This window comes from Polaribacter sp. SA4-10 (assembly GCF_002163835.1).
In the GTDB taxonomy this organism is placed as follows: Bacteria; Bacteroidota; Bacteroidia; order Flavobacteriales; family Flavobacteriaceae; genus Polaribacter.
In genome coordinates this window covers 2,661,302-2,686,129 of record NZ_CP019331.1, presented here as the reverse complement: position 1 = coordinate 2,686,129, position 24,828 = coordinate 2,661,302, and the positions used below count along the sequence as shown (strand labels likewise).

General features: G+C 29.9%; 18 protein-coding genes. 4 read left to right on the top strand and 14 right to left on the bottom strand.

The features are described 5' to 3' along the window. Positions 1 to 2 precede the first annotated feature (2 nt). From BTO04_RS11745 to BTO04_RS11700, 10 genes are all read right to left on the bottom strand, one after another. Positions 3 to 1,205, bottom strand: coding sequence for an FtsX-like permease family protein (locus BTO04_RS11745; RefSeq protein WP_087564680.1), 1,203 nt, complete (start codon positions 1,203 to 1,205; stop codon positions 3 to 5). Between the two features lie 15 nt (positions 1,206 to 1,220). Continuing rightward, entirely contained in the window at positions 1,221 to 1,616 is a 396-nt protein-coding gene (gene rbfA / locus BTO04_RS11740) for a 30S ribosome-binding factor RbfA (RefSeq protein WP_087564679.1), read from the bottom strand. Positions 1,617 to 2,080: 464 nt separating this feature from the next. Further along, on the bottom strand, positions 2,081 to 2,374 hold the full coding sequence (locus BTO04_RS11735; RefSeq protein ID WP_087564678.1) for a F0F1 ATP synthase subunit epsilon: 294 nt from the start codon (positions 2,372 to 2,374) through the stop codon (positions 2,081 to 2,083). Between the two features lie 11 nt (positions 2,375 to 2,385). Further along, a complete protein-coding gene (gene atpD / locus BTO04_RS11730; protein ID WP_087564677.1) occupies positions 2,386 to 3,897 on the bottom strand; it encodes a F0F1 ATP synthase subunit beta in 1,512 nt (503 codons plus the stop codon). Positions 3,898 to 4,191: 294 nt separating this feature from the next. Then, positions 4,192 to 5,544 carry an OmpA family protein gene (locus tag BTO04_RS11725; protein ID WP_087564676.1) on the bottom strand — a complete coding sequence of 451 codons (1,353 nt, stop codon included), beginning with the start codon at positions 5,542 to 5,544 and terminating at the stop codon, positions 4,192 to 4,194. A 709-nt stretch (positions 5,545 to 6,253) separates the two neighbouring features. Beyond that, complete coding sequence (locus BTO04_RS11720; protein WP_087564675.1) at positions 6,254 to 7,588, bottom strand: OmpA family protein; 1,335 nt, start codon at positions 7,586 to 7,588, stop codon at positions 6,254 to 6,256. Between the two features lie 75 nt (positions 7,589 to 7,663). Continuing rightward, complete coding sequence (kbl, locus tag BTO04_RS11715) at positions 7,664 to 8,857, bottom strand: glycine C-acetyltransferase (protein WP_087564674.1); 1,194 nt, start codon at positions 8,855 to 8,857, stop codon at positions 7,664 to 7,666. A gap of 48 nt (positions 8,858 to 8,905) precedes the next feature. Continuing rightward, positions 8,906 to 12,043, bottom strand: coding sequence for an exodeoxyribonuclease V subunit beta (locus tag BTO04_RS11710; protein WP_087564673.1), 3,138 nt, complete (start codon positions 12,041 to 12,043; stop codon positions 8,906 to 8,908). Positions 12,044 to 12,120: 77 nt separating this feature from the next. Then, entirely contained in the window at positions 12,121 to 12,957 is an 837-nt protein-coding gene (locus BTO04_RS11705; RefSeq protein ID WP_087564672.1) for a ZIP family metal transporter, read from the bottom strand. A gap of 5 nt (positions 12,958 to 12,962) precedes the next feature. Beyond that, the gene (locus tag BTO04_RS11700) at positions 12,963 to 13,631 is read right to left on the bottom strand and encodes a metal-dependent transcriptional regulator (RefSeq protein ID WP_087564671.1); all 669 of its coding nucleotides are present in this window, start codon (positions 13,629 to 13,631) and stop codon (positions 12,963 to 12,965) included. Between the two features lie 96 nt (positions 13,632 to 13,727). On the opposite strand from BTO04_RS11700, the gene BTO04_RS11695 reads away from it, so the two are divergent. Next, positions 13,728 to 15,962: a TonB-dependent receptor gene (locus tag BTO04_RS11695; protein WP_087564670.1), complete on the top strand. Its 2,235-nt coding sequence runs from the start codon at positions 13,728 to 13,730 to the stop codon at positions 15,960 to 15,962. Between the two features lie 142 nt (positions 15,963 to 16,104). Here the strand turns inward: BTO04_RS11695 and BTO04_RS11690 are convergent, their stop codons facing one another. From BTO04_RS11690 to BTO04_RS11680, 3 genes are all read right to left on the bottom strand, one after another. After that, positions 16,105 to 16,608, bottom strand: coding sequence for a hypothetical protein (locus BTO04_RS11690; protein ID WP_157662461.1), 504 nt, complete (start codon positions 16,606 to 16,608; stop codon positions 16,105 to 16,107). A gap of 153 nt (positions 16,609 to 16,761) precedes the next feature. Continuing rightward, positions 16,762 to 17,049 carry a hypothetical protein gene (locus BTO04_RS11685; RefSeq protein ID WP_087564668.1) on the bottom strand — a complete coding sequence of 96 codons (288 nt, stop codon included), beginning with the start codon at positions 17,047 to 17,049 and terminating at the stop codon, positions 16,762 to 16,764. Between the two features lie 773 nt (positions 17,050 to 17,822). Further along, positions 17,823 to 18,413, bottom strand: a complete 591-nt coding sequence (locus BTO04_RS11680) for a hypothetical protein (protein WP_087564667.1) — start codon at positions 18,411 to 18,413, stop codon at positions 17,823 to 17,825. 617 nt (positions 18,414 to 19,030) lie between these two features. Between BTO04_RS11680 and BTO04_RS15770 the strand changes: the two genes are divergently transcribed. Then, the gene (locus BTO04_RS15770) at positions 19,031 to 19,309 is read left to right on the top strand and encodes a hypothetical protein (RefSeq protein WP_368356380.1); all 279 of its coding nucleotides are present in this window, start codon (positions 19,031 to 19,033) and stop codon (positions 19,307 to 19,309) included. On the opposite strand, the gene BTO04_RS11675 is transcribed toward BTO04_RS15770, so the two are convergent. Next, positions 19,306 to 19,881 carry a hypothetical protein gene (locus tag BTO04_RS11675; protein ID WP_087564666.1) on the bottom strand — a complete coding sequence of 192 codons (576 nt, stop codon included), beginning with the start codon at positions 19,879 to 19,881 and terminating at the stop codon, positions 19,306 to 19,308. The genes BTO04_RS15770 and BTO04_RS11675 overlap by 4 nt on opposite strands. A 712-nt stretch (positions 19,882 to 20,593) precedes the next feature. Between BTO04_RS11675 and mfd the strand changes: the two genes are divergently transcribed. Together mfd and BTO04_RS11665 are read left to right on the top strand one after the other, a co-directional pair. Then, entirely contained in the window at positions 20,594 to 23,917 is a 3,324-nt protein-coding gene (gene mfd, locus BTO04_RS11670) for a transcription-repair coupling factor (RefSeq protein ID WP_232455984.1), read from the top strand. Further along, entirely contained in the window at positions 23,917 to 24,774 is an 858-nt protein-coding gene (locus tag BTO04_RS11665; RefSeq protein ID WP_087564664.1) for a DMT family transporter, read from the top strand. Before mfd ends, BTO04_RS11665 begins: the two co-directional genes overlap by 1 nt. The last annotated feature ends 54 nt before the right edge of the window (positions 24,775 to 24,828 follow it).

The window sequence follows — 24,828 nt, the reverse complement described above, 5'->3', positions numbered from 1 at the left end:
TTTTATCTTTCTATAAAATCTTTAGAAATTCTACTACTTGCAATTTTTGATGCTATAAAACCTAGTATTATTATGGTTATAATAACTATAAATAAGTTAGAAAACCTAAATTCAACTGGATATGCTAAATTTGCTGTTATCATAAATAACCCAAATTGTTTTTGAAGAATAACTAATATGACTCCTAAAGACAAACCTATTATCATACCAAAAAAAGTAAGTAAAAACCCTTGAAGAACAAATACTTTTTTAATATCTTTTATAGTTGCTCCCAAACTAAAAAGTGTTTTTAAATTATCCTTTTTATCAATAATCATCATAATTATTGCTCCAATTACATTGAATAAAGCAATAATAACAATCAATGTAAAAATTAGATAAGAAACAAAATTCTCTGTATTTATTACTTTGTAAAAAACTTCATTTAATTGTTCTTTGGTCTGTACTTTAAAATTGTTTCCTAATTGTTGTTGAAGCTGCTCAGAAATTTCATCTACATCAGTATCATTAAAGAGCTTTAATTCTATTCCTGTTACTTTATTCTCTTGATAATTTAATAAATTTTGTGCTTCAGAAAGGTTTACAAAAACAAACTTATTTTCAAACTCTTCTGTTCCAGAATAAATCCCTATAATTTGCGCATTCATTTTAAAAAATGCATTTCTTGCGTTTAAAAAACCGGTTCCTGGTTTTGGGACTAAGATTGATAATGGCTCACCAAAATTATGAACTCCTAAAGACAATTTTCTAGAGATTCCGTTTCCAATTACGGCTGTATTTGTTAATTCTGGATCTAGCCAAGTGCCAACATATATTGCAGAATCTATTTGTGTAATAGAAGAATAAGTAGACTCAACTCCTTTTATATAAGCAATCTCATTTTTATCATTATACTCTAAAAAAACACGTTCCTCAATAATTTTTGAACTCGCTTTTATTGCTGTATTGTTCTCTAAAACTTGCTGAACATTATCCGTGTATAAAAAAGACTTTCCTTTAACCGATGTTATTTTAATATCCGGGTCTGAAACATCTAATAAGCTATAACTAAAAGTACGCAAACCAGAAAAACCAGAAAGGATAATAAACAACGCTAATGACCCAACAATTACTCCAAAAGATGCAATTATTGTAATAATGTTTATCGCATTATTACTGGTTTTGGTAAATAAATATCTTTTGGCTATGTATAGAGGAAAACTCAATTAAGAAGTTTGAATTTAATTCTTTTTACGTCTTGGTAAAACCTCTGGATTTTTAATAGGATTGTCATCTTCTCCTTTTAAAGACTTATCTATTTCTTCAATATAATCTAAAGTATCATCACCAAAAAACAACAATTCTGGCATTCTGCGTAATTGATTTCGAGTTCTTTTTGCCATTTCATGACGAATTAAAGGCGTATTAGATTGCACTCCTTTAATCAATTCATCTCTTTCGCTAGAAGGAAAAATACTTAAATATACTTTTGCAACCCCTAAATCTGCGGTTACATGTACTTTAGAAACAGAAATAATAATCCCTTTCATTCCATCTTGCGCCGCTTTTTGCAATACATCTACCAAATCTTTTTGTAGAACACCTGCAATTTTTCTCTGTCTGTTAGTTTCTTCCATGCCGCAAATTTACAATATTTTTATGGAGTGTAAATGTTATTTTTTATTGCATACATTACTAATTCTACTCTAATTTTTACATTCAATCTGAAGTTTAAAGGTTTCTAAGTAAAATGTTACAACTCTTACCTCTTCAACAAATGTATTGTCATCATAAGAGCTTTCTTTATGTAATTGTAAAGCTCTTTTCTAAGAAATTAAATCTTATAAGTTTTTATGCATTTTGTTTTTACTAAAAGAAGAGAATATAAAAAAATAATAACAACCTAAATGCTAGTTAAGTAATTTACTAATAATAGATAGTAGATATTATTACACTATAAATAATAAGGTGTTTACTTCTAATACTTTAATAAATAAATTTACACTATACAAATCAACTGTTTAGTAAAATTGCTATAAAACGATAAAACCTCAAAGTAAATATTTACTTTGAGGTTTTATTTTATAAAAATAGATAATACTTAATCAGCTAAGATTATTACTTTATTATCGTTTAATTCTAATGTTCCAGAATTTATAATTAATGTTAAAATTTTATCGTCTCCTTCAAGAGGAACTAGCTTCACATTTAAATCATCTAGCTTCAAGTTTACTTGTGAGTGAACATGAATATTAATAATTCCATCTTTTAGAATAGAAACTATTGGTGCGTGATTATCAAGCATTTGAAATTCTCCATTAATACCAGGAACTGATAATGAATCAACCTCTGATGAAAATAAAATAGCTTCTGGTGTTACAATTTCTAAATACATTCTCTATAGTTTTATGCTTCTGCTAACATTTTTTCTCCAGCATCAATTGCATCTTGAATTGATCCTCTTAAGTTAAATGCCGCTTCAGGATATTTATCTAATTCTCCATCCATAATCATGTTGAACCCTTTAATAGTATCTTTAATGTCTACTAAGACACCTGGTATACCTGTAAATTGTTCAGCAACATGGAAAGGCTGAGATAAGAAACGTTGAACACGTCTTGCTCTGTGAACTACTAATTTATCTTCTTCAGATAATTCTTCCATACCTAAAATCGCAATAATATCTTGTAATTCTTTATAACGTTGTAAAATTTCTTTTACAGCTGTTGCAGTATTATAATGCTCATCACCTAATACTTCAGCAGATAAAATTCTTGAAGTAGAATCTAAAGGATCTACTGCAGGATAAATACCTAATTCAGCAATTTTACGAGACAATACTGTTGTTGCATCTAAGTGAGCAAAAGTTGTTGCTGGTGCTGGATCTGTTAAATCATCTGCAGGCACATAAACGGCTTGTACAGATGTAATAGAACCTTTTTTAGTTGATGTAATACGTTCTTGCATTGCACCCATTTCTGTTGCTAATGTTGGTTGATAACCAACTGCAGAAGGCATACGCCCTAATAATGCAGATACTTCAGATCCTGCTTGTGTAAAACGGAAAATATTATCTACGAAGAAAAGAACATCTTTTCCTTGAGCATCACCTGCTCCATCTCTAAAATATTCAGCAATTGTTAGTCCTGATAACGCTACACGCGCACGTGCTCCAGGTGGCTCATTCATTTGACCAAAAACAAAAGTTGCTTTTGAATCTCTCATTCCAGGCTTATCTACTTTAGATAAATCCCATCCTCCTTCTTCCATAGAATGCATAAAGTCATCACCATACTTGATAATTCCAGATTCTAACATTTCACGAAGTAAATCATTTCCTTCACGAGTTCTTTCTCCAACTCCTGCAAAAACTGATAAACCACCATGTCCTTTTGCAATATTATTAATCAATTCTTGAATTAATACAGTTTTACCTACTCCGGCTCCACCAAATAAACCAATCTTACCTCCTTTTGCGTAAGGCTCAATTAAATCAATTACTTTAATTCCAGTAAATAGAACTTCTGTAGAAACAGATAAGTCTTCAAATTTTGGTGCAGATCTATGTATCGATAGTCCGTCTTTTCCTTCTTTTGGCAAGTTACCTAAACCATCAATTGCATCTCCAGTTACGTTAAATAAACGTCCGTAAATATCATTTCCTATTGGCATTTGAATAGGATTTCCGGTAGCGATAACTTCTGTACCTCTACTTAATCCATCAGTTGCATCCATAGAAATGGTTCTAACTGTATCTTCACCAATATGTTGTTGAACCTCTAAAACTAAAATTGAGCCATCAGATTTTTTAATCTCTAATGAATCATAGATTTTTGGAAGTTCAGCATTTTCTGTATTAAATTCAACATCAATTACCGGTCCGATAATTTGAGAAACTTTACCTGTTATTGTAGACATTACGTATCTAATTAAAGTTATTTATTTTATTTCGTGGATTTTGCACCTCTTTTCAAGGGTGCAAAGGTAATTTTTTATATGGAATTTTAAAAATGTTTTAGGTTATTTTTTACTTGTTAATTAAGATATTGAATTCACCTCTCTACTTATTGATTCGATTCACTAATTTTCAACTAAAATTCAACCCAATTATAGCAGTAAAAAATTAAGGATAACATAAACTTTCCAAAATAAATTAGAAAAAAAAAGGTCTCATCATTTCTGATGAGACCTTTTTACTATTATTTTTGAGAATTAGTTAGTTACCTTAACCTCTACTCTTCTATTTTTAGCTCTACCAGCTCTTGTTTTGTTTGAAGCTATTGGGCTCTCTTGACCAAAACCTGTAGCAGTTAATCTTGCCGCATCAATTCCATTTTCAACTAAATAACCTTTAACAGCATTCGCTCTTGCATTAGATAGTTTTAAGTTTCCAGAAACACTTCCTGAAGTATCTGTATAACCTCTAATTGCGAATTCAGCTGAAGGATATTCGTTAATAATAGCTAACATACCATCTAAGACTTTAGTAACTCCTCTTTGAAAACTTGCGCTTTCTAAGTTAAATAAAATAGCCTCTGCAAATGTGTTGATACCCATTTGTGCCTCATTTGAAATTACTTCAGGACATCCTCCTTCAGAAGCAATACCAGCAACTAATGGACATTTATCATCTTTATCTAAAACGCTATCTCCATCTGTATCTGGCCAAGGACAACCTCCGTTAACCGAAGGACCTGCTACTGTAGCACATTTATCATCTTTATCTACAACACCATCGCCATCTGTATCTGGGCAACCTTTATTTGCTTTAGTTCCTTTAGAATTAGGACACATATCATCGTTATCTGCAACTCCATCGCCATCAGCATCTGGACATCCATTCATAGCTGCTAAACCTGCAACATTTGGACAAGCATCATCAGAATCTTTAATACCATCATTGTCAGCATCCGGACACCCATTCATAACTGCTAAACCTGCAACATTTGGACAAGCATCATACTTATCATATACTCCATCGCCATCGGTATCTGTTCCTCCAAATTTAATAACTAAACCTAAAGAACTTTGGTAATGAGATTTTACTTTATCAGAAAAACCCATTTTAGTTCCTGTTTGAAAGTTGAAGCCTAAGTTATCACTAAACCAAGTGTTGAAACCAATACCCGTATTTAACATACCTTCCCCTTCAGAATCTACAGAAGTATAACCTCCACCTAAATAAACATAAGGATCAAACCAAGAAGTATCACCTACTAAGTTATTTAAATCATATTTTACATTTGCATCTAATGACCAGTAAAGAGAATCAGAATCATCTATTTCATTAATAGTCTCAATCTTATTAATAGAACCTGCTAATTGCAAAGAAAAACCTTTATCAATATACTTTTCTGCAGAAATTCTTGAAATAGAAGGTAAGACATTCCAATCATTAGGTTCTACTAGATCTGTTACTTGGTCTCCAAATGCTTCATAGTTATAAAAGTCTATAACGTTAACACCAAAACCTACTACCCAAGGGTTGTTTTCATCTTGTGCGCTTACATTACTAACAGTTACTAACGTAAACAAAGCTATCACAGCTAATTTTAATTGTTTCATTATTTAATTTTTAAATTAAGAGTTGATTTATTCTAAGCCACAAAAATAGAAAAAGAAAAGCTATCTACAAAGATAAATCTGTATGTCATTTTAAAACACGGTGTATTAAATATCAAATTAAAAAGGTTTTACACACTCTCGCTGAAAAAAATAGACGTATTCTATAACTTTTTCGTAAAGTATAATTAAATTAAATACTTTAATTCCTGTGAATAAAACTAGTGTAAAAACAGATATATCTTCGAACTTAGACATTGAACGGTTAATTGTCCCCAAACTTTATCTTCTTTTTTTAAAGAACCCTTGACTATCAAATATACCTTCCGTTAAATTAAATGAATAAATATATTTTAAATTGAAACTTCAGCATCTCTGTTTGATTCATCATTATTACCTGTAGAATTAGTTATAATAACCTATTAACCAGGATTTTTAAATAATCATAAAAATGTAACCATCGACACTTTTAATTTAAGACAAATACTTAATACTATGAATTTCAGCACTTTAAATACTTAATTTAAAATTAATTATTGATTCAATAATTTAAAAAAGAATCTATTGCTATGGCCATCTGTCTCTAAATTATTATTTTAGATATTTAACAAAAACTCCTCTTTGGGATAAATACACTTATTATGAGGTACAAAGGAGCAAAAAAAAAGGTCTCATCGCTTCTGATGAGACCTTTTATTATTTTAATTGAGAATTAGTTAATTACCTTAACCTCTACTCTTCTATTTTTAGCTCTACCAGCTCTTGTTTTGTTTGAGTCTATTGGACTCTCTTCACCAAAACCTATTGCAGTTAACCTTGCAGCAGCAATTCCATTTTTAACTAAATAATCCTTAACAGCATTTGCTCTTTTATCAGATAATTTCAAATTACCTTTATCACTTCCTACACTATCTGTAAATCCTCTAATTTCGAATTCAGCCGTAGGATATTCGTTAATAATAGCTAACATACTATCTAAAAATTCAGTGACTCCTAATTTAAAGCTAGATCTACCTGTATTGAATAAAATTGCTTCAGCAAATGTATCGATACCCATTTGTGCTTCATTTGAAATTACTTCAGGACATCCTCCTTCAGAAGCAATACCAGAAACTAATGGACATTTATCATCTTTATCTAAAATACTATCTCCATCTGTGTCTAGCCAAGGGCAACCTCCATTAGCAATTGGTCCTGCTTCAGTTGAACATTTATCATTTTTATCTACAACACCATCGCCATCTGTATCTGGGCAACCTTTATTAGCTTTAGTTCCTTTAGAATTAGGACACATATCATCTTTATCTGCAACACCATCGCCATCAGCATCTGGACATCCATTCATAGCTGCTAAACCAGCAACATTAGGACATGCATCATCAGAATCTTTGATTCCATCACCATCAGCATCTGGACATCCATTAAATTCTTTTAATCCTGGTACTTCAAGACAAGCATCTTTTTTATCATATACACCGTCTCCATCAGTATCTTTTCCTCCAAATCGAATAACTAAACTCATACTTGTTTGAAAGTGATTATCTATAACATCAGAAAAACCATTTTTAATTCCTGATTGAAAGTTTAAACCTATATCCTTACTTAACCATGTGTTAAAACCTGCACCAACATTTAACATTGCTTCTCCACTTGAATCAATAGAAGTATAACCTGATCCTGCATATACATAAGGATCAAACCATCCTGTTTGCCCTACTAAATTATTTAGATCATATTTTACCGTTGCATCGATTGAATAGTAAAGTAAATCTGAAAGTCTAGTTTTATTCAAATAACCTGCTAATTGTAAAGAAAACCCCTTGTTTAGATACCTATCTGCCGAAACCTTAGAAATAGTAGGTATGTAACTTACGTCTCCAGGCCCTATAAGTTCTTTAAACATTCCACCAAGATCACTGTTAGAGTAAAAATCTATGCCATGTATTCCAAAACCTATAGCCCACGGTTTGTTTTCATCTTGTGCGTTTGCGCTGCTAACCGTTACTAGCGTAAACAAAGCCATTACGACTAATTTAAATCTTTTCATTTTCAAGTATTTTTAATTAAACTTTAATTTCACTAAGTAAAAGTAATCTCTTAAAACGTATTCACAAAGAAAATTTTAAATAATTTTCAATTCTTTACCAACTTCAATAAAAGCTGATATCGCTTTATTTAGGTGCTCTTTTGTATGCGCTGCTGACAACTGCACTCTTATTCTTGCTTTTCCCTTAGGTACTACAGGGAAAAAGAAACCGATAACATAAATTCCTTTTTCTAATAGTTTGTTTGCCATTACTTGAGAAAGTTTTGCATCATACAGCATCACGGGCACAATTGCTGCATCTGCACCCACTAAATCAAAACCTGCTTTTTCCATTTCTGTGCGAAAATAATTTGTATTCCATTCTAATTTATCACGAAACGAGGTGTCATCAGAAATTAAATCAAATACTTTTAAAGATGCTCCAACAATTGCTGGCGCTAAAGAGTTTGAAAACAAATAAGGTCTAGAACGCTGACGTAAAATTTCAATAATTTCTTTTTTACCAGTAGTATAACCACCCATTGCACCACCCAAAGCCTTTCCAAGCGTTCCCGTTACAATATCAACTCTATCCATTACGTTTTTCAACTCTACAGTTCCACGACCTGTTTTTCCGATAAAACCAGTTGCGTGACATTCATCTACCATTACTAATGCATCATATTTATCTGCTAAATCACAAATTTCATCGAGTTTTGCTACAATTCCATCCATAGAGAAGACACCATCTGTAACAATAATTTTAAAACGATGATTCTGTTTATTCGCTTCAATCAATTGCTCTTCTAATGAAGACATGTCATTATTATTATACCGATATCTTGCTGCTTTACACAAACGCACTCCGTCAATAACAGATGCATGATTTAAACTATCTGAAATAATTGCATCCTCTTTTGTTAGTAATGGTTCGAAAACACCTCCATTTGCATCAAAACAAGCAGCATATAAAATAGTATCTTCTGTTGTATAGAAATCTGCAATTTTTTTCTCTAACTGCTTATGAATGTTTTGCGTACCGCAAATAAAACGTACCGAGCCCATACCAAAACCATGAGAATCTAAAGTATCTTTTGCGGCCTGAATTACTTCTGGATGGTTTGATAAACCCAAATAGTTGTTGGCACAAAAATTTAGCACCTCTTCGCCTGTAGAAATTTTAATGAGTGCGCCTTGTGGAGACGTTATAATTCTTTCAGATTTATATAAACCTGCTTCTTTTATTTCTTGAATCTCTTTTTCTAAAGTATCTTTAATTTTACCGTACATTTATTATTGATTTAACAAACACAAAGTTACAAAGTTTATTTTTTCTAACTATACTTCAACAACATCAATTTCTTCATTAATGTAAATAAGTAGTTTTTTGATTACATTAAAATTCATCAACTTTAAGACTTGCTCATATTTTAATAATTGTTGATGATAACTTTTAGAAGGTTTCCCTGTTTTATAATCAATAATTACAACTTCATTTTTACTATTAAAAACCAATCTATCTGGAATAATAATTTGATTATCTTGAGCTACAATCTCTCTTTCATTAAAAATAACAACCTCATCAGAAAAATATTTTTTTAATTTTGGATGATAAACAACCTTATTTATACTTTCTTCAATTTGCTTAGTTTGTATTTCATCTAAAATACCTTGCTGCTCATATTTTGAAACAATCTTTTCTATGTCTTTTTCAATTATAATATGAGCCATTATTTCATGCAATAAATTACCATAATCAATAGCTTCACCTTTTACTGTATTCCATAATTTTGATGCACTTGCCAATAAGTGTATATTATGTTCTTGCCAAGGGGTTGATATAAATTTTTGATGAATTTCTGAAATAGACTTTTCTTCTAGCCTTTCACTAACCCTCTCTTTTTCTCCAAAACAAAACTCCAACTCATCCTCATCCCAAAGGTTTTTTTGTTTTAAATAATTTATAAAAACACCAGAATAAAAACCAGTATTTTCTTCTCCTTTTGTAGATAATTTTTTATCAGTAATAATATACAATTGTTCTTCTGCTCTCGTTAATGCAACATATAAAAGATTAAAATTATCTAATTCTAATTCTTCTCTTTGATCATTATAAATCTGCAAACCTCTATCATTTACATAACTCAAGTCTTTATTAAAAGGAACTAATAGTTCATTAAAATTGGTATAACTCTCTGGCAATTGATCTAGCCAAACTTTAGGGTTTATTTGCCTATAAATATCTACATCACAAGGAAAAATAACAACTGGAAATTCTAATCCCTTCGACTTATGAATTGTCATTACCTGAACAGCATTTGCACTTTCTGGCGCAACAATACTTAACTTGTCTTTCTTAAGCTCCCAAAAGTCTAAAAACTCTTGAATACTTGTCCCTTTTCTTTGTTGTTCTAATACTGTATCTAAGAAAAATTGAATATATGCATCTGATGAATTTACGAGTTGAAAACCTCTAATAATTTCTTCAGTTTTCTCATAAAAAGGCAATTGATGAAAATTAAAAATGTTAAATAAAACTCCGTATTTTTTTAATTCATCAAAAAGAATTGAATTTGTAGATTTTATATGTGCTTTTAAAAATAAGTGTTTTGGTATTTCTATTTTTAAATGTTGATGTAAAAAGTATAAAAAATCAAAACGCGTTTCTTCATCATTTGGGTGTTGAAGCATTTGTAAAACATGCGTAATAAAAACAACTTTTGCACTATTCTGTAATAATAGCGTTTCAGAAGAAATTATAGCAATTCCGTTTTCTGATAAATAATTAGCAACTGCAATTCCGTCTTTCTTTTTTCTTACTAAAATACAAATTTCATTTAATGAAAATTCATCTGTAAGTTGATTAATTTTCTCTAAAACTTTCTTTGGATATTTTATTTTATTTTCATCTACATCCTCTTCTTTTTCTAAAAATGAGAGTGATACAAAACCTCCTTTTTTAATATTCTCCAACTGTTTATTTCCTTCTAAAAAGATATTTTTATAAGCTGTATTTTCAAGAAAATTAGAAGTGTGTTGAAAAAAATCATTATTAAATTGAATTACCTCCGAGTAACTTCTGTAATTAGTTGCTAGCTCTTTTATTTCTTTAAAAATTTGAAACGGATTTTTACTGTTTTCCTCCTCAGAACCTAAGTTAACAAACTGCTTAGCCTCTCCTCCTCTCCATCTATAAATAGCTTGTTTTCCATCGCCAACCAAAAGCAAACTACTATTTTCTTGTGCTAATGCATTGTCTATTAACGGAATTAAATTTTGCCACTGCAACACAGAAGTATCTTGCATTTCATCTATAAAATAATGCATAAAACGTTGTCCAATTCTTTCATAAATAAACGGCGCTGGCTGGTCTTTTATATTATCAGAAATTAATTGATTAAATTCTGCATTTAATCTAATATTATTATCCTCTTTTATATTGTTTAATTCTGCATTAATATTATTTAAAACCGCCAAAGGAATAATACTTTTTAATGCTAATTTATTTAAAATAAATTGCTGATAAATTTCTTGAGCTTTTCTAAAAAAAGTTATAACCTGTGGAATAATTTGTTCTATAGAGTCTGCAATTTCACTACTCGCTGTTTTTTTGTAATACTGATTGTTTTCTATCGCTTTTTCTATAGTTTCACTTCTTTTTATAAAATCAATATTTACCGATTTCTCACTTAAATCTCCAAAAAACTTAGGAATTGTTCCTCTTAAAAAATCTTTAGGATCTAAATTTGCTGAAGCAATTATTTGCAAACAATCTTCTCCTACTTTTTTTAATTCTTTTTTTAGTTCTTTTTGGTGTATAAAAAGTTTTGATTTTAAATTAGTGAAATCTTCTAATTTTTTATCCGCAAGTTTTAAAAAATGAGCATTATCTTCTTCATTTAAAAGAACTCTAGCAAACTCATTTAACTCTCTAGAAATATCCCAAGATCTATCATCATCTGTTTTATCTAAAGAAAAATCTATTAGTAATTTAGTCAATTTCTCATCTGTACCAATTTTAGAAATTAAAACATCTACCGCTTCATTTAATAAAGAAACTGCATCCATTTCTACCTCAAAATTAAGAGACAAACCTAAATCATACGCAAAACTTTTAATTATTTTATGGGTAAAACTATCAATTGTAGTAATTGAAAAAGCGGAGTAATTTTTTAAAATTACATCTAAAACCTTCTTACTTCTTTCTTTAATCGTAGCTTTATCAACTACAATTTCAGTACTAATTTTTTGAAGTAAATCACTTTCTATTCCTTCAGAGAATTCTTCTAAATTTAACAAAATACGCTCCTTCATCTCTGCAGCAGCTTTGTTTGTAAATGTTATTGCTAGTACTTTCTGAAATGTAAAAATATCTTCAGAAATCAATAAAATTTTTAAATATTCTTTTACGAGCGTAAAAGTCTTTCCACTTCCAGCAGACGCATTATAAACTTCAAAAGTAGCAGGTTTTTGCACAGAATAATTTTACTGCAAAATACAAAAAGCCGAACGAAAGTTGTTCGGCTTTTAAAATTAATTTAATTCTATCTATTCTACCCTAAACCAACATCTAAAGACATCATTACAATAAAACCACCAATAAAACCAAGAGTAGCAATATCTGTGTACTTATCTCTCTGAGTTTCCGGAATCACTTCTTCCACAACAACAAAAATCATTGCTCCTGCAGCAAATGCTAATGCATAAGGTAAAATTGGTGTAAAAAACGAAACGGCTAAAGCCCCTAAAACTGCAGCAACTGGCTCAACCACTGCAGATAGCTGTCCATACCAAAAACTTTTTAATCGACTTACACCTTGTCTTCTTAAAGGCATTGCAACTGCAAAACCTTCTGGAAAATTCTGAATCCCGATACCAATTGCCAAAGAAATTGCAGCAATTATCATTTCTGTTTGCTCTACACCAACTAAAGTTGATGCTGCTCCAAATAAAACCCCAACTGCTAGACCTTCTGGAATATTATGCAACGTAATTGCTAAAACTAACAACGTTGTTTTATGCCATTCTGTTTTAACCCCTTCTGCTTCGCTTTCCTTAAAATTGATATGTAAATGTGGTAGGATCTTATCCATCCCAAAAAGAGATAAAGCTCCTAACCCAAATCCAATTGCTGCTGGCAAAACTTTCATAAAACCTTCTCCAGGACTATTATCTATTGCTGGCGCTAGTAAACTCCAAAAACTTGCAGCCACCATTACACCACCTGTAAAGCCTAACATTCCATCTAAAACTGCTCGGTTTAATTTCTTGAAAAAGAAAACCAAAGACGCTCCTAAAGCCGTTAACCCCCAAGTAAAGAGAGATGCGTATAATGCTGCTAATATTGGATGTTCTTTTCCAAACTCAACTAATTGATCAAATGTGCTCATGATTATTAATTTTTATTGTTACTCTTTTGAATGTATAAATTATTTGCTATTTTATTTGATATTGATAATTTCTTACCAGCTATCTCAATTGAAAACGAAGCATCAAAAACTTCTTTATCTAAAATTGTAATTTCTTTTCCAAGGGTGATTCCTTTTTTATCTAAAAATCTTAAAAACTCTGATGATGAATCATTTACACCCACACAAATTCCACTTTCATTTTTTAATAACGTTGATAACAAACTCTTTTCTATTGGGTTTAAATTCCCTTCTTTATCAGGAATTGGATCTCCATGAGGATCTTGTTTTGGAAAACCTAAAAAAGCATCTAACTGATTAATTAATTTTGATGATTTTATATGTTCCAACTGTTCTGCTACATCATGCACCTCATCCCAAGAAAAATTAAGTTTTTCAACTAAAAAAACCTCCCATAAACGATGTTTCCTAACAACATTTGCCGCAGTTTTCTTACCTAAATCTGTTAACTTTACACCTTTGTATTTTATATAAATCACAACTTCTTTATCAGATAGTTTCTTAATCATATCCGTTACAGAAGATGCTTTTGTTTCTAATTTTTTAGCAATAGCATTTGTACTAACTCCCTTATTAGAAATAGCCTCTAAATGATATATTGCCTTTAAATAGTTTTCTTCTGAAAGTGTAAACATTGTAATTATTTGATATGCAAATATATTATTTTTTATTTATATAAAATATTTTTAGACACATCTAAAAATTAAATTACATTTGTCGAAAAAAAATAAATGAAATATTCAGTTTTTATAGTTTTTTTAGTTTTATCTACTCTTAGTTTTGGACAAACTATTAGTGGAAAAATAACCACAGAAAATGGTGATGAAATTCCATATGCAAATGTGTATTTAAAGAAAACTAAAATTGGTACTTCATCAGATGAAAATGGTTTTTATAAATTAAAAAACATCTTAAAAGGTAGTTACACCTTACTGGTTAGTAGTATTGGTTACAAAACAATAGCTATAAAAATTAACCTTACAAATAACAAAAAAATCGTTAAAAATATTACACTTACAGAAGATAAATCTTTAGATGAAATTGTAATTTCAGGAACTTTAAGGCCCGTATCAAAAACTGCAAGTCCTGTTCCTGTAGAAGTTTATAGTAAAAGTTTTTTTAAGAAAAATCCTACGCCTTCTATTTTTGAATCGCTGCAAAATGTAAATGGCGTAAGACCTCAATTAAATTGCAATGTTTGTAATACTGGTGATATTCATATTAACGGCTTAGAAGGTCCCTATACATTTATTTTAATTGATGGAATGCCAATTGTAAGTGGCCTTTCTACAGTCTACGGCTTAACAGGAATTCCGCAAGCTTTGATAGAAAGAGTGGAAATTGTTAAAGGGCCAGCCTCTACTTTATATGGTTCAGAAGCTGTTGGAGGAATCATAAATATCATCACTAAAAAACCAACAAATGCACCACAATTAACAACAGATACTTTTATAAGTTCTTGGGGTGAACTCAATACCGATATTGGTTTACGCTATAATATATCAGAAAAAACCCAAGGTCTTATGGGAATCAATTATTTTAATTTTCAAAATAGAATAGATAATAATAATGATAATTTCACTGATTTAACTTTGCAAAACAGAATATCACTCTTCAACAAAATTAATATCGAAAGAAAGAGTAATAAAGTTTTTACCATTGCGGGAAGATATGTTTATGAAGATCGATGGGGAGGAGAAATCGACTGGAAGCGAGAATTTAGAGGAACTAACATAAAATACGGTGAAAGTATTTATACGAATAGATGGGAGACTTTTGGAACGTATCAACTACCAACATCAGAAAATATTAATTTTCAGTTTAGTGCAAATGGGCATTATCAAGATTCTTTTTACGGAACTGATTCTTATGATGCAGAACAAGTTATCGGTTTTGGTCAGTTTGTTTATAATAAAAAAGTTAAAGAAAATCATGAATTACTTTTAGGCCTGGCTTACAGGTATACATTTTATGATGATGATACTTTTGCAACTTTTAAAGATGATGGAGTTACAAACAAGCCTTCCATAACCCATTTACCTGGCGTTTTTATTCAAGATGAAATCAGTTTAAGTAAAAGAAAAAAAATATTATTAGGTGCAAGGTGGGACCACAATAGTGCACATGGAAGTATTTTTTCGCCAAGAGTAAATTACAAATGGAATTCTAGAGATAATTCTACTATTTTAAGAGCAAGTGTTGGAAATGGCTTTAGAGTTGCTAATGTTTTTACAGAAGACCATGCTGCTTTAACAGGCGCAAGAAAGGTAGAGTTCGAAGGTGATTTACAACCAGAAACTTCCTGGAATGCAAACCTTAATTATGTAAAGAAAATAAATACAGAAAATTCTTTTATCACCTTTGATACAAGTGTTTTTTATACTTATTTTGATAATAGAATATTGCCTGATTATGAAACAGATTCTAATAAAATTATTTATGCAAATTTAGATGGTTTTTCAGTTTCTAAAGGAATTTCTCTAAATGCTGATATTCTTTTCACAAATGGCTTAACAATTAACGCCGGAGGAACTTTAATGGATGTTTCAGTAACCGAAAACAAGATAAAAACAAGACAAATATTAACCGAAAGTTTTAGTGGCGTTTGGTCTATTTCGTATAGATTTAATAACGATTTAACGATAGATTATACAGGAAATTTATACGGCCCAATGCGTTTACCTTTATTAGGTCTTAATGATAAAAGAGATGAATTTTCTCCTTGGTACAGTATACAGAATATTCAATTATCAAAGAAATATACAAATACCTGGGAAATTTATGGTGGGGTCAAAAACCTTTTAAATTTTACACCAAAAGAAAATAGTATTAACAATTCAACAAATCCTTTTAACACTGGAATTGATACAAACCAAAACCCTGAATTGGCTTTTGACCCAAGTTACGTATACGCTTCGAATCAAGGAATTAGAGCTTTTGTTGGAATTCGATATACACTTTTTTAAATTATTGCTAAGCAAATTATAACTTTCACGAAAAGACTTCTTTTTCTTTTCTTTAAGTGGTTTATAATCTATGCTCTGTAAAGTAAGGAAAAAGGTGCTTTTTATAAGATAACAACTGCCTTGATTAAATATAACAAGTCTATTAATGTTCCCACATTCTTGGTTGCATAGATCTAAACCCAAAACTATAAACAAAACCAACAGAAATCATGAAATGAGACTTTTGACTAGTAAACTTAACTTGAGAGTCTTTATACATTATCTGAGAATTAAATCCATATTTACCAGAAAACCAATAGGTGTTACCAATACCAAAGTTAGTAGTTGGTGTTAAACTGGAAGCGTTAATAAGGCTTCCCCCTATAAAAACGTAGGGTACAAGACTATTTTGAGAGGTCCCAAAATCATAACGTACTAGACCGTCAAAAGTTGTATATTTCATATTTCCTCCAATTACAGTTGAAAAAGAGCCAACAAAAGTGATATTGTAGGACATATACTTCGCTATAGAAAATCTTGGAGATTGATTTAAAAGAGAACTAGCAATAGTGCGGCCATCCTTAATTAGATATGGTATGGAAGCCAAATCTAGAGCGAAAGTCCATTTGTTATTTGCACTTTGACTATGCAGAGGAGGGAATGACATTATCAAAAACAAAAAACCAATTATATAATAATTGTATTTTATTTTCATTTTGTGTATTACATTGACGAGTAAACCAAAGGTAAACGTAAATTTTAATTTTGGGCTTCCATTTCAATATAATATATAATAAATTTAATCTTGTGAATCAAATATTCAGAAAAAAGCAAAACCTAGTCCAGCATTAATTGTATGTATTACCTCTTCGGCCATAATAAATCTTGTTCTAGCAACAATATATGGCACGAAAATTTTTTCTGATGTGCCAAAATCATATCTCGAAAAAGCATCAAAAGTTATATACTTTTGATTCCCGAATGCTACTGAAAAAGCAGCCCCTAAAGTAAGATTATGAGACATGTACCTTGATACAGAAAGCCTCGGAAACTGAACTATAGAAGTTTCATTTAGCGCTTTACTATCTGTATCTGAATAATTAGCCATTGCTACATCTACATCAAAGGTCCAATTGTTCTTTTCTTTTTGGGCATTTACATGAAATGAAAAAATAAATAAAAGTAATGAAGTTCAAATTTTAAAAATCATAATATAGGGTTTAAAGATTAGGAAATAAAACGACGTATAAGAATAATAACACAAAATATTTTAAATTTCAGAATAATAGTTTGCCATATTTTTTAGTTTAATCACATATTATAATAGCTAAACGGTATTTGTAATAATAGTCTGATGTATTATAAAACCAAAGAAATAAAACAGGTTTTTATGAATATACGACTAACATTTGTATAAAACTTAGTAGGTTGAACAAACAGCAAATTGTGAATCAATACCCAACATCTTAAAATGTTTCGCAGATAATTACACAGCTTCAACAAGAACAAAACAATTTTAAAATACAAAATTTGGTGGGTTCGTCATTTTCTTTTGTCATTTTTAAGACGTTTAAAAAAAACATACAAAGAAGAAGCTGCTTATGATTTAGAGCGACTTTTATGTGATTAAAGCGTGCTTTTTTTACCCTAATTCTTAAAGAAGACCTTATCAAATAGAAGAACCAGATACTGCTAATTTTTTAGTACGTTCTGAAGTTTTAATTAGCGTAAAAAACCAATTACCGTATTTTACTTTGATTCATTTTAGAAGTAAAACTGAAGACGGAAATTCAGGAACGCAGGAACTCACAGAAGAATTAGCTTCTTTAAATGGAAAAATTCATTATCCAACAACCACTATTTTGAATTCAAATTTAGAAATTAATGTTTCATATCCCAGATACGGCTTTGTCTTTTGCCAAAAACCGAATTCATACCAAATCTATACACAACACCCCCAATAAGCTGAACGTGAGAGGCCATTGACTCAGCATCAGAAGACACATACTTATAGATTAATCTTGCTGTAAGACCAAATCTTTTTAAAATCCAAAGAGTACCGCCACCCATAATATTTAAACTCAAAGACCCCTCAGAATTTGGTGCGGTAGTCGGACCTTGAATATACCCTAAACCTACACCTCCAAAAGGAACTATCTTTAAAAAGGTTTCTGGAAGATCATACCTTAAATAAGCATCAAAAGAAGTATATTTAAATATATTTTCAATACCACTAAATCCTAAAAGTTGAAAATTATATATGAAATCTGCTGAAATATTTTTTACTAATTTTCGGCTAACATGAATATTTGGGAATTGTGTATTTACGCGATCCTTAACTTTGTCAGAACCTTCACCACTAAAAACTACTACTGACAAATTAACACCAAAAGACCATTTATCATTCTCATTCTGACTTTTTATTGATAAAACAAACAATAAAAATACAATTATTAAATAGTTAGTTTTCACTTTAATCTATGGCTTTAAAATCAAATTAACAAATAATATTTAGCAAATATATTGTAATAATTAAGAAAATAAAACACAAAATAGTTTTTTAAAATATAAGAACTTACATTTATCAGAATGTAAATTAAATTGAGTTCCCAAAACATTTTAAATAAACACCAAAAATCTGAGAATGTTACGCACTTAATTACACAAGTTCAACAAGACAGAAACCACTTTAAAATATAGAACCTGGTGAGTTCGTAATTATCTTTTGTCATTTCTGAGACGTTTAAAAAAACCGACAAACCTTATCTTTTAATTTTTAATGACAAAAAAGAAGCTGCTTATTATTTAAATGATTTAGAACAACTTTTAGGTGATCAAAACGTTCTTTTTTACTCTAGTTCTTATAAAAGACCTTATCAAAGAGAAGAAACAGATAATGTTAATGTTTTACCGTTCTGAAGTTTTAAATAGAAGTAATTAATGCAAAAAAACCTGCACTAATAGTTATGTACTCTACTGATATTTTTGAAAAAATTGTAATTAAAAACAATATCTTAAAAGTTGCTATTGGAGAAAGTATGTAGTTTGATTTTGTTACAGAATCAAATGAATTTTCTGCACGTGGAGGAATAATAGATGTTTTTTCTTTTTCTAATGACCAATCTTATAGAATTGAATTTTTTGATAATGAAATTGATAGCATAAGAACATTAGATATAGCAACTCAACTATCTAAAGAGAAACTTAAAAAGGTTTCTATAAAGCGTGATGTAGAAAACAAAACACTACAAGAAAACAGAGAAAGCTTATTAAATTCCATTTCTTCTAATACTATTGTATTTATTAAAAACATCGATTTACTTTCAGGGAATTTAGACAAATTCTTCTCTAAAGCTGAAGAAAATTAAAATTTCATATCCCAGAGATGACTTCGCCCCTTGCCAAAACCCCTATTCCTACCAAACTTATACACAATACCTCCAATTAACTGAACGTGAGAGGCCATTGATTCAGAATTAGAAGATACATACTTATTGATTAACCTTCCTGTTAGACCAAATCTTTTTGAAACCCAAAGAGTACCACCACCCATAATATTAAAACTAAAAGATCCTTGAGGATTTGGTGTGGTAGTCGCGCCTTCAACATATCCAAAACCTATACCTCCAAAAGGAACTATCTTTAAACAGATTTCTGGAAAATCATACCTTAAATAAGTATCAAAAGAAGCATATTTAAATGAATTTGTAATATTACTAGGTACTAAAAGCTGAAAAGTATATATAAAATCAGCTGAAATATTTTTTCCTAATTTTCGGCTAACATGAATACTTGGAAATTGTGTGTTTACAATTTCCTTAACTTTATTAGTCCCTTCTTCTGCAAAAATTGCTGCGGACGCACCAACACCTAAAGTCCATTTATTTTGAGAAGCTAATGAACAAGATATTAAAAAAATAAATAATAAAAACTTTTTCATGCTTTTAAGATTTTACTTCTCAAAATTAATTGAATTAAAACCTTTTTACTATGACATATATCACTTCAGCTCTTTAAAAAAGTTGATTAAAAACTTTAAAAAAGACACTAAACCATTCTCCTTTTGAAGGGTGCTTTTTATAAAACCATTTTACTTGATTATGATTTCAATAGCATCTTATTCTAAAGCATACAAGTTCAAATTGTTTAATACTTCTTTTTCTTTGCCAAAAATCAATAAAGCATATTTTTTAAAAAAAAAACATGCTTAGCTTTTCAATATTACTTATTTCAATGCGTCAAAAGCTCTTTAAAAACAACTTCTGTAATATCACTTTTTTCTAATTCTTTAGTTTCATAACTTCTAGAAGTAAGTTTTCCTTCAACAGCAAATTAATTTACTTTTTCTAGAACTTATACATTATCCGTGTGTTAACTAAAAACATTACAGCTTGCCAAAAAGTATTCTCAAACTAGGGTTTCTCGTTGTCATTATTTACGGTAAAAAAAAATTCTATTCATATTATAAATATTTTAATAGGTATCGTTAGCATTAAAAGTCATATTCTTCTCAATTTGATCCAATAAAAAAGAAAAAGTCTGAAAGACATATAAGTATGCAGTTTTCAATTTAATATATTTGCATAAAATATTTTACGTTGAGTACCCAGAACATTGTAAATCAATATCAAAACTCTGCGAATGTTTCGCAGATAATTAAGGCCTTTCAACAAGACAAAAACCATTTTAAAATACAGAATTTGGTAGGTTCGTCATTGTCTTTTGTTATTTCTGAGACGTTTAAAAAAACAGACAAACCTTATCTTTTAATTTTTAATGACAAAGAAGAAGCTGCTTATTATTTAAATGATTTAGAACAACTTTTAGGTGATCAAAACGTGCTTTTTTACCCTGGTTCTTATAGAAGACCTTATCAAATAGAAGAAACAGATAATGCTAATGTTTTACTACGTTCTGAAGTTTTAAATAGAATTAATTCGCGTAAAAAACCTGCTGTAATAGTTACCTACCCAACTGCTCTTTTTGAAAAAGTTGTTACTAAAAAAGAATTAGAAAAAAACACCTTAAAAGTTGCTGTTGGAGAAAGTTTATCGCTAGATTTTGTAAACGAAATATTATTTGAATATAAATTTAAACGGGTAGATTTTGTTACAGAACCAGGTGAATTTTCTGTGCGTGGAGGAATAATAGATGTTTTTTCTTTTTCTAATGATGAACCTTATAGAGTTGAGTTTTTTGGTGATGAAATAGATAGCATAAGAACATTTGATGTAGAAACGCAACTATCTAAAGAGAAACTTAAAAAGGTTTCTATAATGCCTAATGTAGAAAACAAAACATTACAAGAAAACAGAGAAAGTTTCTTAAAATATATTTCTTCAAATACCATTGTTTTTATTAAAAACATCGATTTACTTTCAGGAAATTTAGACAAATTCTTCTCTAAAGCTGAAGAAGCATTTTTAGATTTATCAAAAGAGATTAATCATGCAAAACCATCTGAATTATTTTGTAATGGCAGTTTTATAAAAAACCAATTACAGCATTTCACTTTGGTTAATTTTGACGCAAAGCGTCATTCTGAACTTGTTTCAGAATCTAATCAAAAGATAGAGAAACAAGTTCATAATTTTGAAATCATAGATTTTAACACCATACCACAACCTTCATTTAACAAACAATTTAATTTATTAATTGATGATTTAAATGAGCATCATAAGGCGGGTTTTACAAACTATATTTTTTGCGCAAATGAGCAACAAGCAAATCGTTTTCATGATATTTTTGACGATCATGAACAAGAAGTTCATTATGAAACCATCGTTTTTCCACTCTATCAAGGTTTTGTAGATGTTGAGCAAAAGTTGGTTTGTTATACAGATCATCAAATATTTGAACGTTATCATAAATTCCGATTAAAAAATGGGTATGCAAAAAAGCAAGCCATTACTTTAAAGGAAATCAATAATTTAGAAATTGGAGATTATGTTACACACATGGATCACGGAATTGGAAAATTTGGTGGTTTACAAAAAATTGATGTTCAAGGAAAAAAGCAAGAAGCAATTAAGTTGGTTTATGGAGAAAGAGATATTTTATATGTAAGCATTCATTCGCTTCATAAAATTTCTAAATTCAGCGGAAAAGATGGAAAGCCTCCCAAGATTTACAAATTAGGTTCTGGCGCTTGGAAAAAAATCAAACAAAAAACAAAAGCAAGAGTTAAACATGTTGCTTTTAATTTAATTAAACTTTACGCAAAACGAAGATTACAAAAAGGACTTGCCTTTGGCAAAGATACTCATATACAACACGAGCTCGAAGCCAGCTTTATTTATGAAGATACGCCAGATCAATTTACAGCGACTCAAGATGTAAAGATTGACATGGAAAAAGAACAACCCATGGACCGTTTAATTTGTGGTGATGTTGGTTTTGGAAAAACAGAAGTTGCAATAAGAGCAGCTTTTAAAGCTGTAGATAATGGCAAACAAGTGGCAATTTTAGTTCCTACAACTATTTTAGCTTTTCAGCATTATAAAACTTTTACTGAACGATTAAAAGATTTTCCTGTAAGAATAGATTATTTAAATAGATTTAGAACTGCAAAACAAAAAACGACAGCAATAGAGGGTGTAAATGATGGAAGTATAGATATTATTATAGGAACACATCAACTTACAAATCAAAGAATAAAATTTAAAGATTTGGGTCTTTTAATTATTGATGAAGAACAAAAATTTGGTGTTGCTGTAAAAGATAAATTAAAAACCCTCAAAGAAAACGTAGACACACTTACTTTAACGGCAACTCCAATACCAAGAACGCTACAATTTAGCTTAATGGCAGCAAGAGATTTATCAGTAATAAAAACTGCTCCGCCCAATAGACACCCAATAGAAACAAATGTAATTCGCTTTAGCGAAGAAACAATTAGAGATGCAATTTCTTATGAAATTTCACGTGGTGGACAAGTATTTTTTATCCATAATAGAATTGAAAACATTAAAGAAGTAGCAGGTTTGTTGCAACGTTTAGTTCCATCTGCAAATATTAAAGTCGGACATGGACAAATGGAAGGCAAAAAATTAGAGGAATTGATGCTTGGTTTTATGGAAAATACTTTTGATGTTTTGGTTTCTACCACTATTATTGAAAGTGGTTTAGACGTGCCAAATGCAAACACCATTTTTATAAACAATGCAAATAATTTTGGATTGTCTGATTTACATCAAATGCGTGGTAGAGTTGGGCGATCTAATAAAAAAGCATTCTGTTATTTTATTACTCCTCCTTATCACATGATGACAGATGATGCTAGAAAACGTATAGAAGCTTTGGTTTTATTTTCTGATTTAGGAAGCGGAATTAACATTGCCATGAAAGATTTAGAAATTCGTGGAGCTGGAGATTTATTAGGTGGTGAACAAAGTGGATTTATTAATGACATTGGGTTTGATACGTATCAAAAGATATTACAAGAAGCTATTGAAGAATTAAAAGAAAATGAGTTTAAAGAACTCTATCCAACAGATAATTCTAAACCAAAAGAGTTTGTGAAAGATGTTCAAATTGACACAGATTTCGAAATCCTTTTCCCAGATGATTATGTGAATTCTATTACAGAACGCTTAAATTTATACAGCAAGTTAGGAAGTCTTAAAACTGAAGATGAATTACAAACTTTTGAATCTGAAATTATTGATAGGTTTGGAGAAATACCAACACAAGTTGAAGATTTATTAGACTCTGTTAGAGTAAAATGGCTAGCAAAAGAATTAGGTTTAGAAAAAATTATTTTGAAACAAAAACGCTTAGTTGGTTATTTTGTTTCTGATCAACAAAGTACTTTTTATCAAACAGAAGCTTTTACAAGAATGTTAAAATACGTTCAGAAAAATGGAAAAAGTTGTGTTATGAAAGAAAAAGAAACTAAAAACGGATTGCGTTTATTAGTTACGTTTATTAAAATTGATTCTGTAAAAACAGCTTTAAATATATTGAGCAAAATTTAATGAAAAACTTGCATGTAAAAAACATATCTCTTTTACTTTTAGCTACAATTTTTATAAGCACATCTGGTGTTTTAGGAAAATATATAGATATGTCTCCAGAAGTAATTATCTGGTTTCGATCTATTTTTGCTGGTGTGATTTTGTTTATCTATTGTAAATTTAAAAAAGTAGATTTACAGATAAAAAAGAGAAAAGATTTAGTGCCATTTGTAATTAGTGCATTTTTAATGGCAGCACATTGGATTACTTATTTCTACGCATTAAAGATCTCTAATGTTGCAATAGGAATGCTTTCTATCTATACTTTTCCAGTAATTATTGCATTTTTAGAACCACTTTTTATCAAAACGAAATTCAATCCAATACATATTTTTTTAGGTGTATTAGTTTTAACAGGCTTATATATTTTAACCCCAGAACTAACTTTTGAAAACGCTGATTTAAAAGGAATACTTTTAGGCGTTTTCTCTGCTTTTTGTTATGCAATTAGAATTTTAATTTTAAAACAACATATTGCCAATTATAATGGTAGTATGTTAATGTTTTACCAGACTTTAATTATTAGTATTTTATTGCTACCTCTTTTGTTTTTTGGAGATTTCTCTAATTTTGGAAATCAGTTGCCGTATTTAATCTTATTAGCACTAATAACCACAGCAATCGGACACACAATGTTGGTGCATTCTTTAAAGCATTTTTCAGCTTCTACAGCAAGTATTATTAGTAGTATTCAGCCAATTTCTGGAATTATAATTGCCTATTTTATTTTAAGTGAAACGCCCAATAATGCAACTTATATTGGTGGAGGTTTAATTTTACTAACCGTTATTATTGAGAGTTTTAGAAGTAAGAAATAGCTTGCTTTTTTAACAAATAGTTAGCAAACAAGTATTGCCCTGATTGAAACCGTT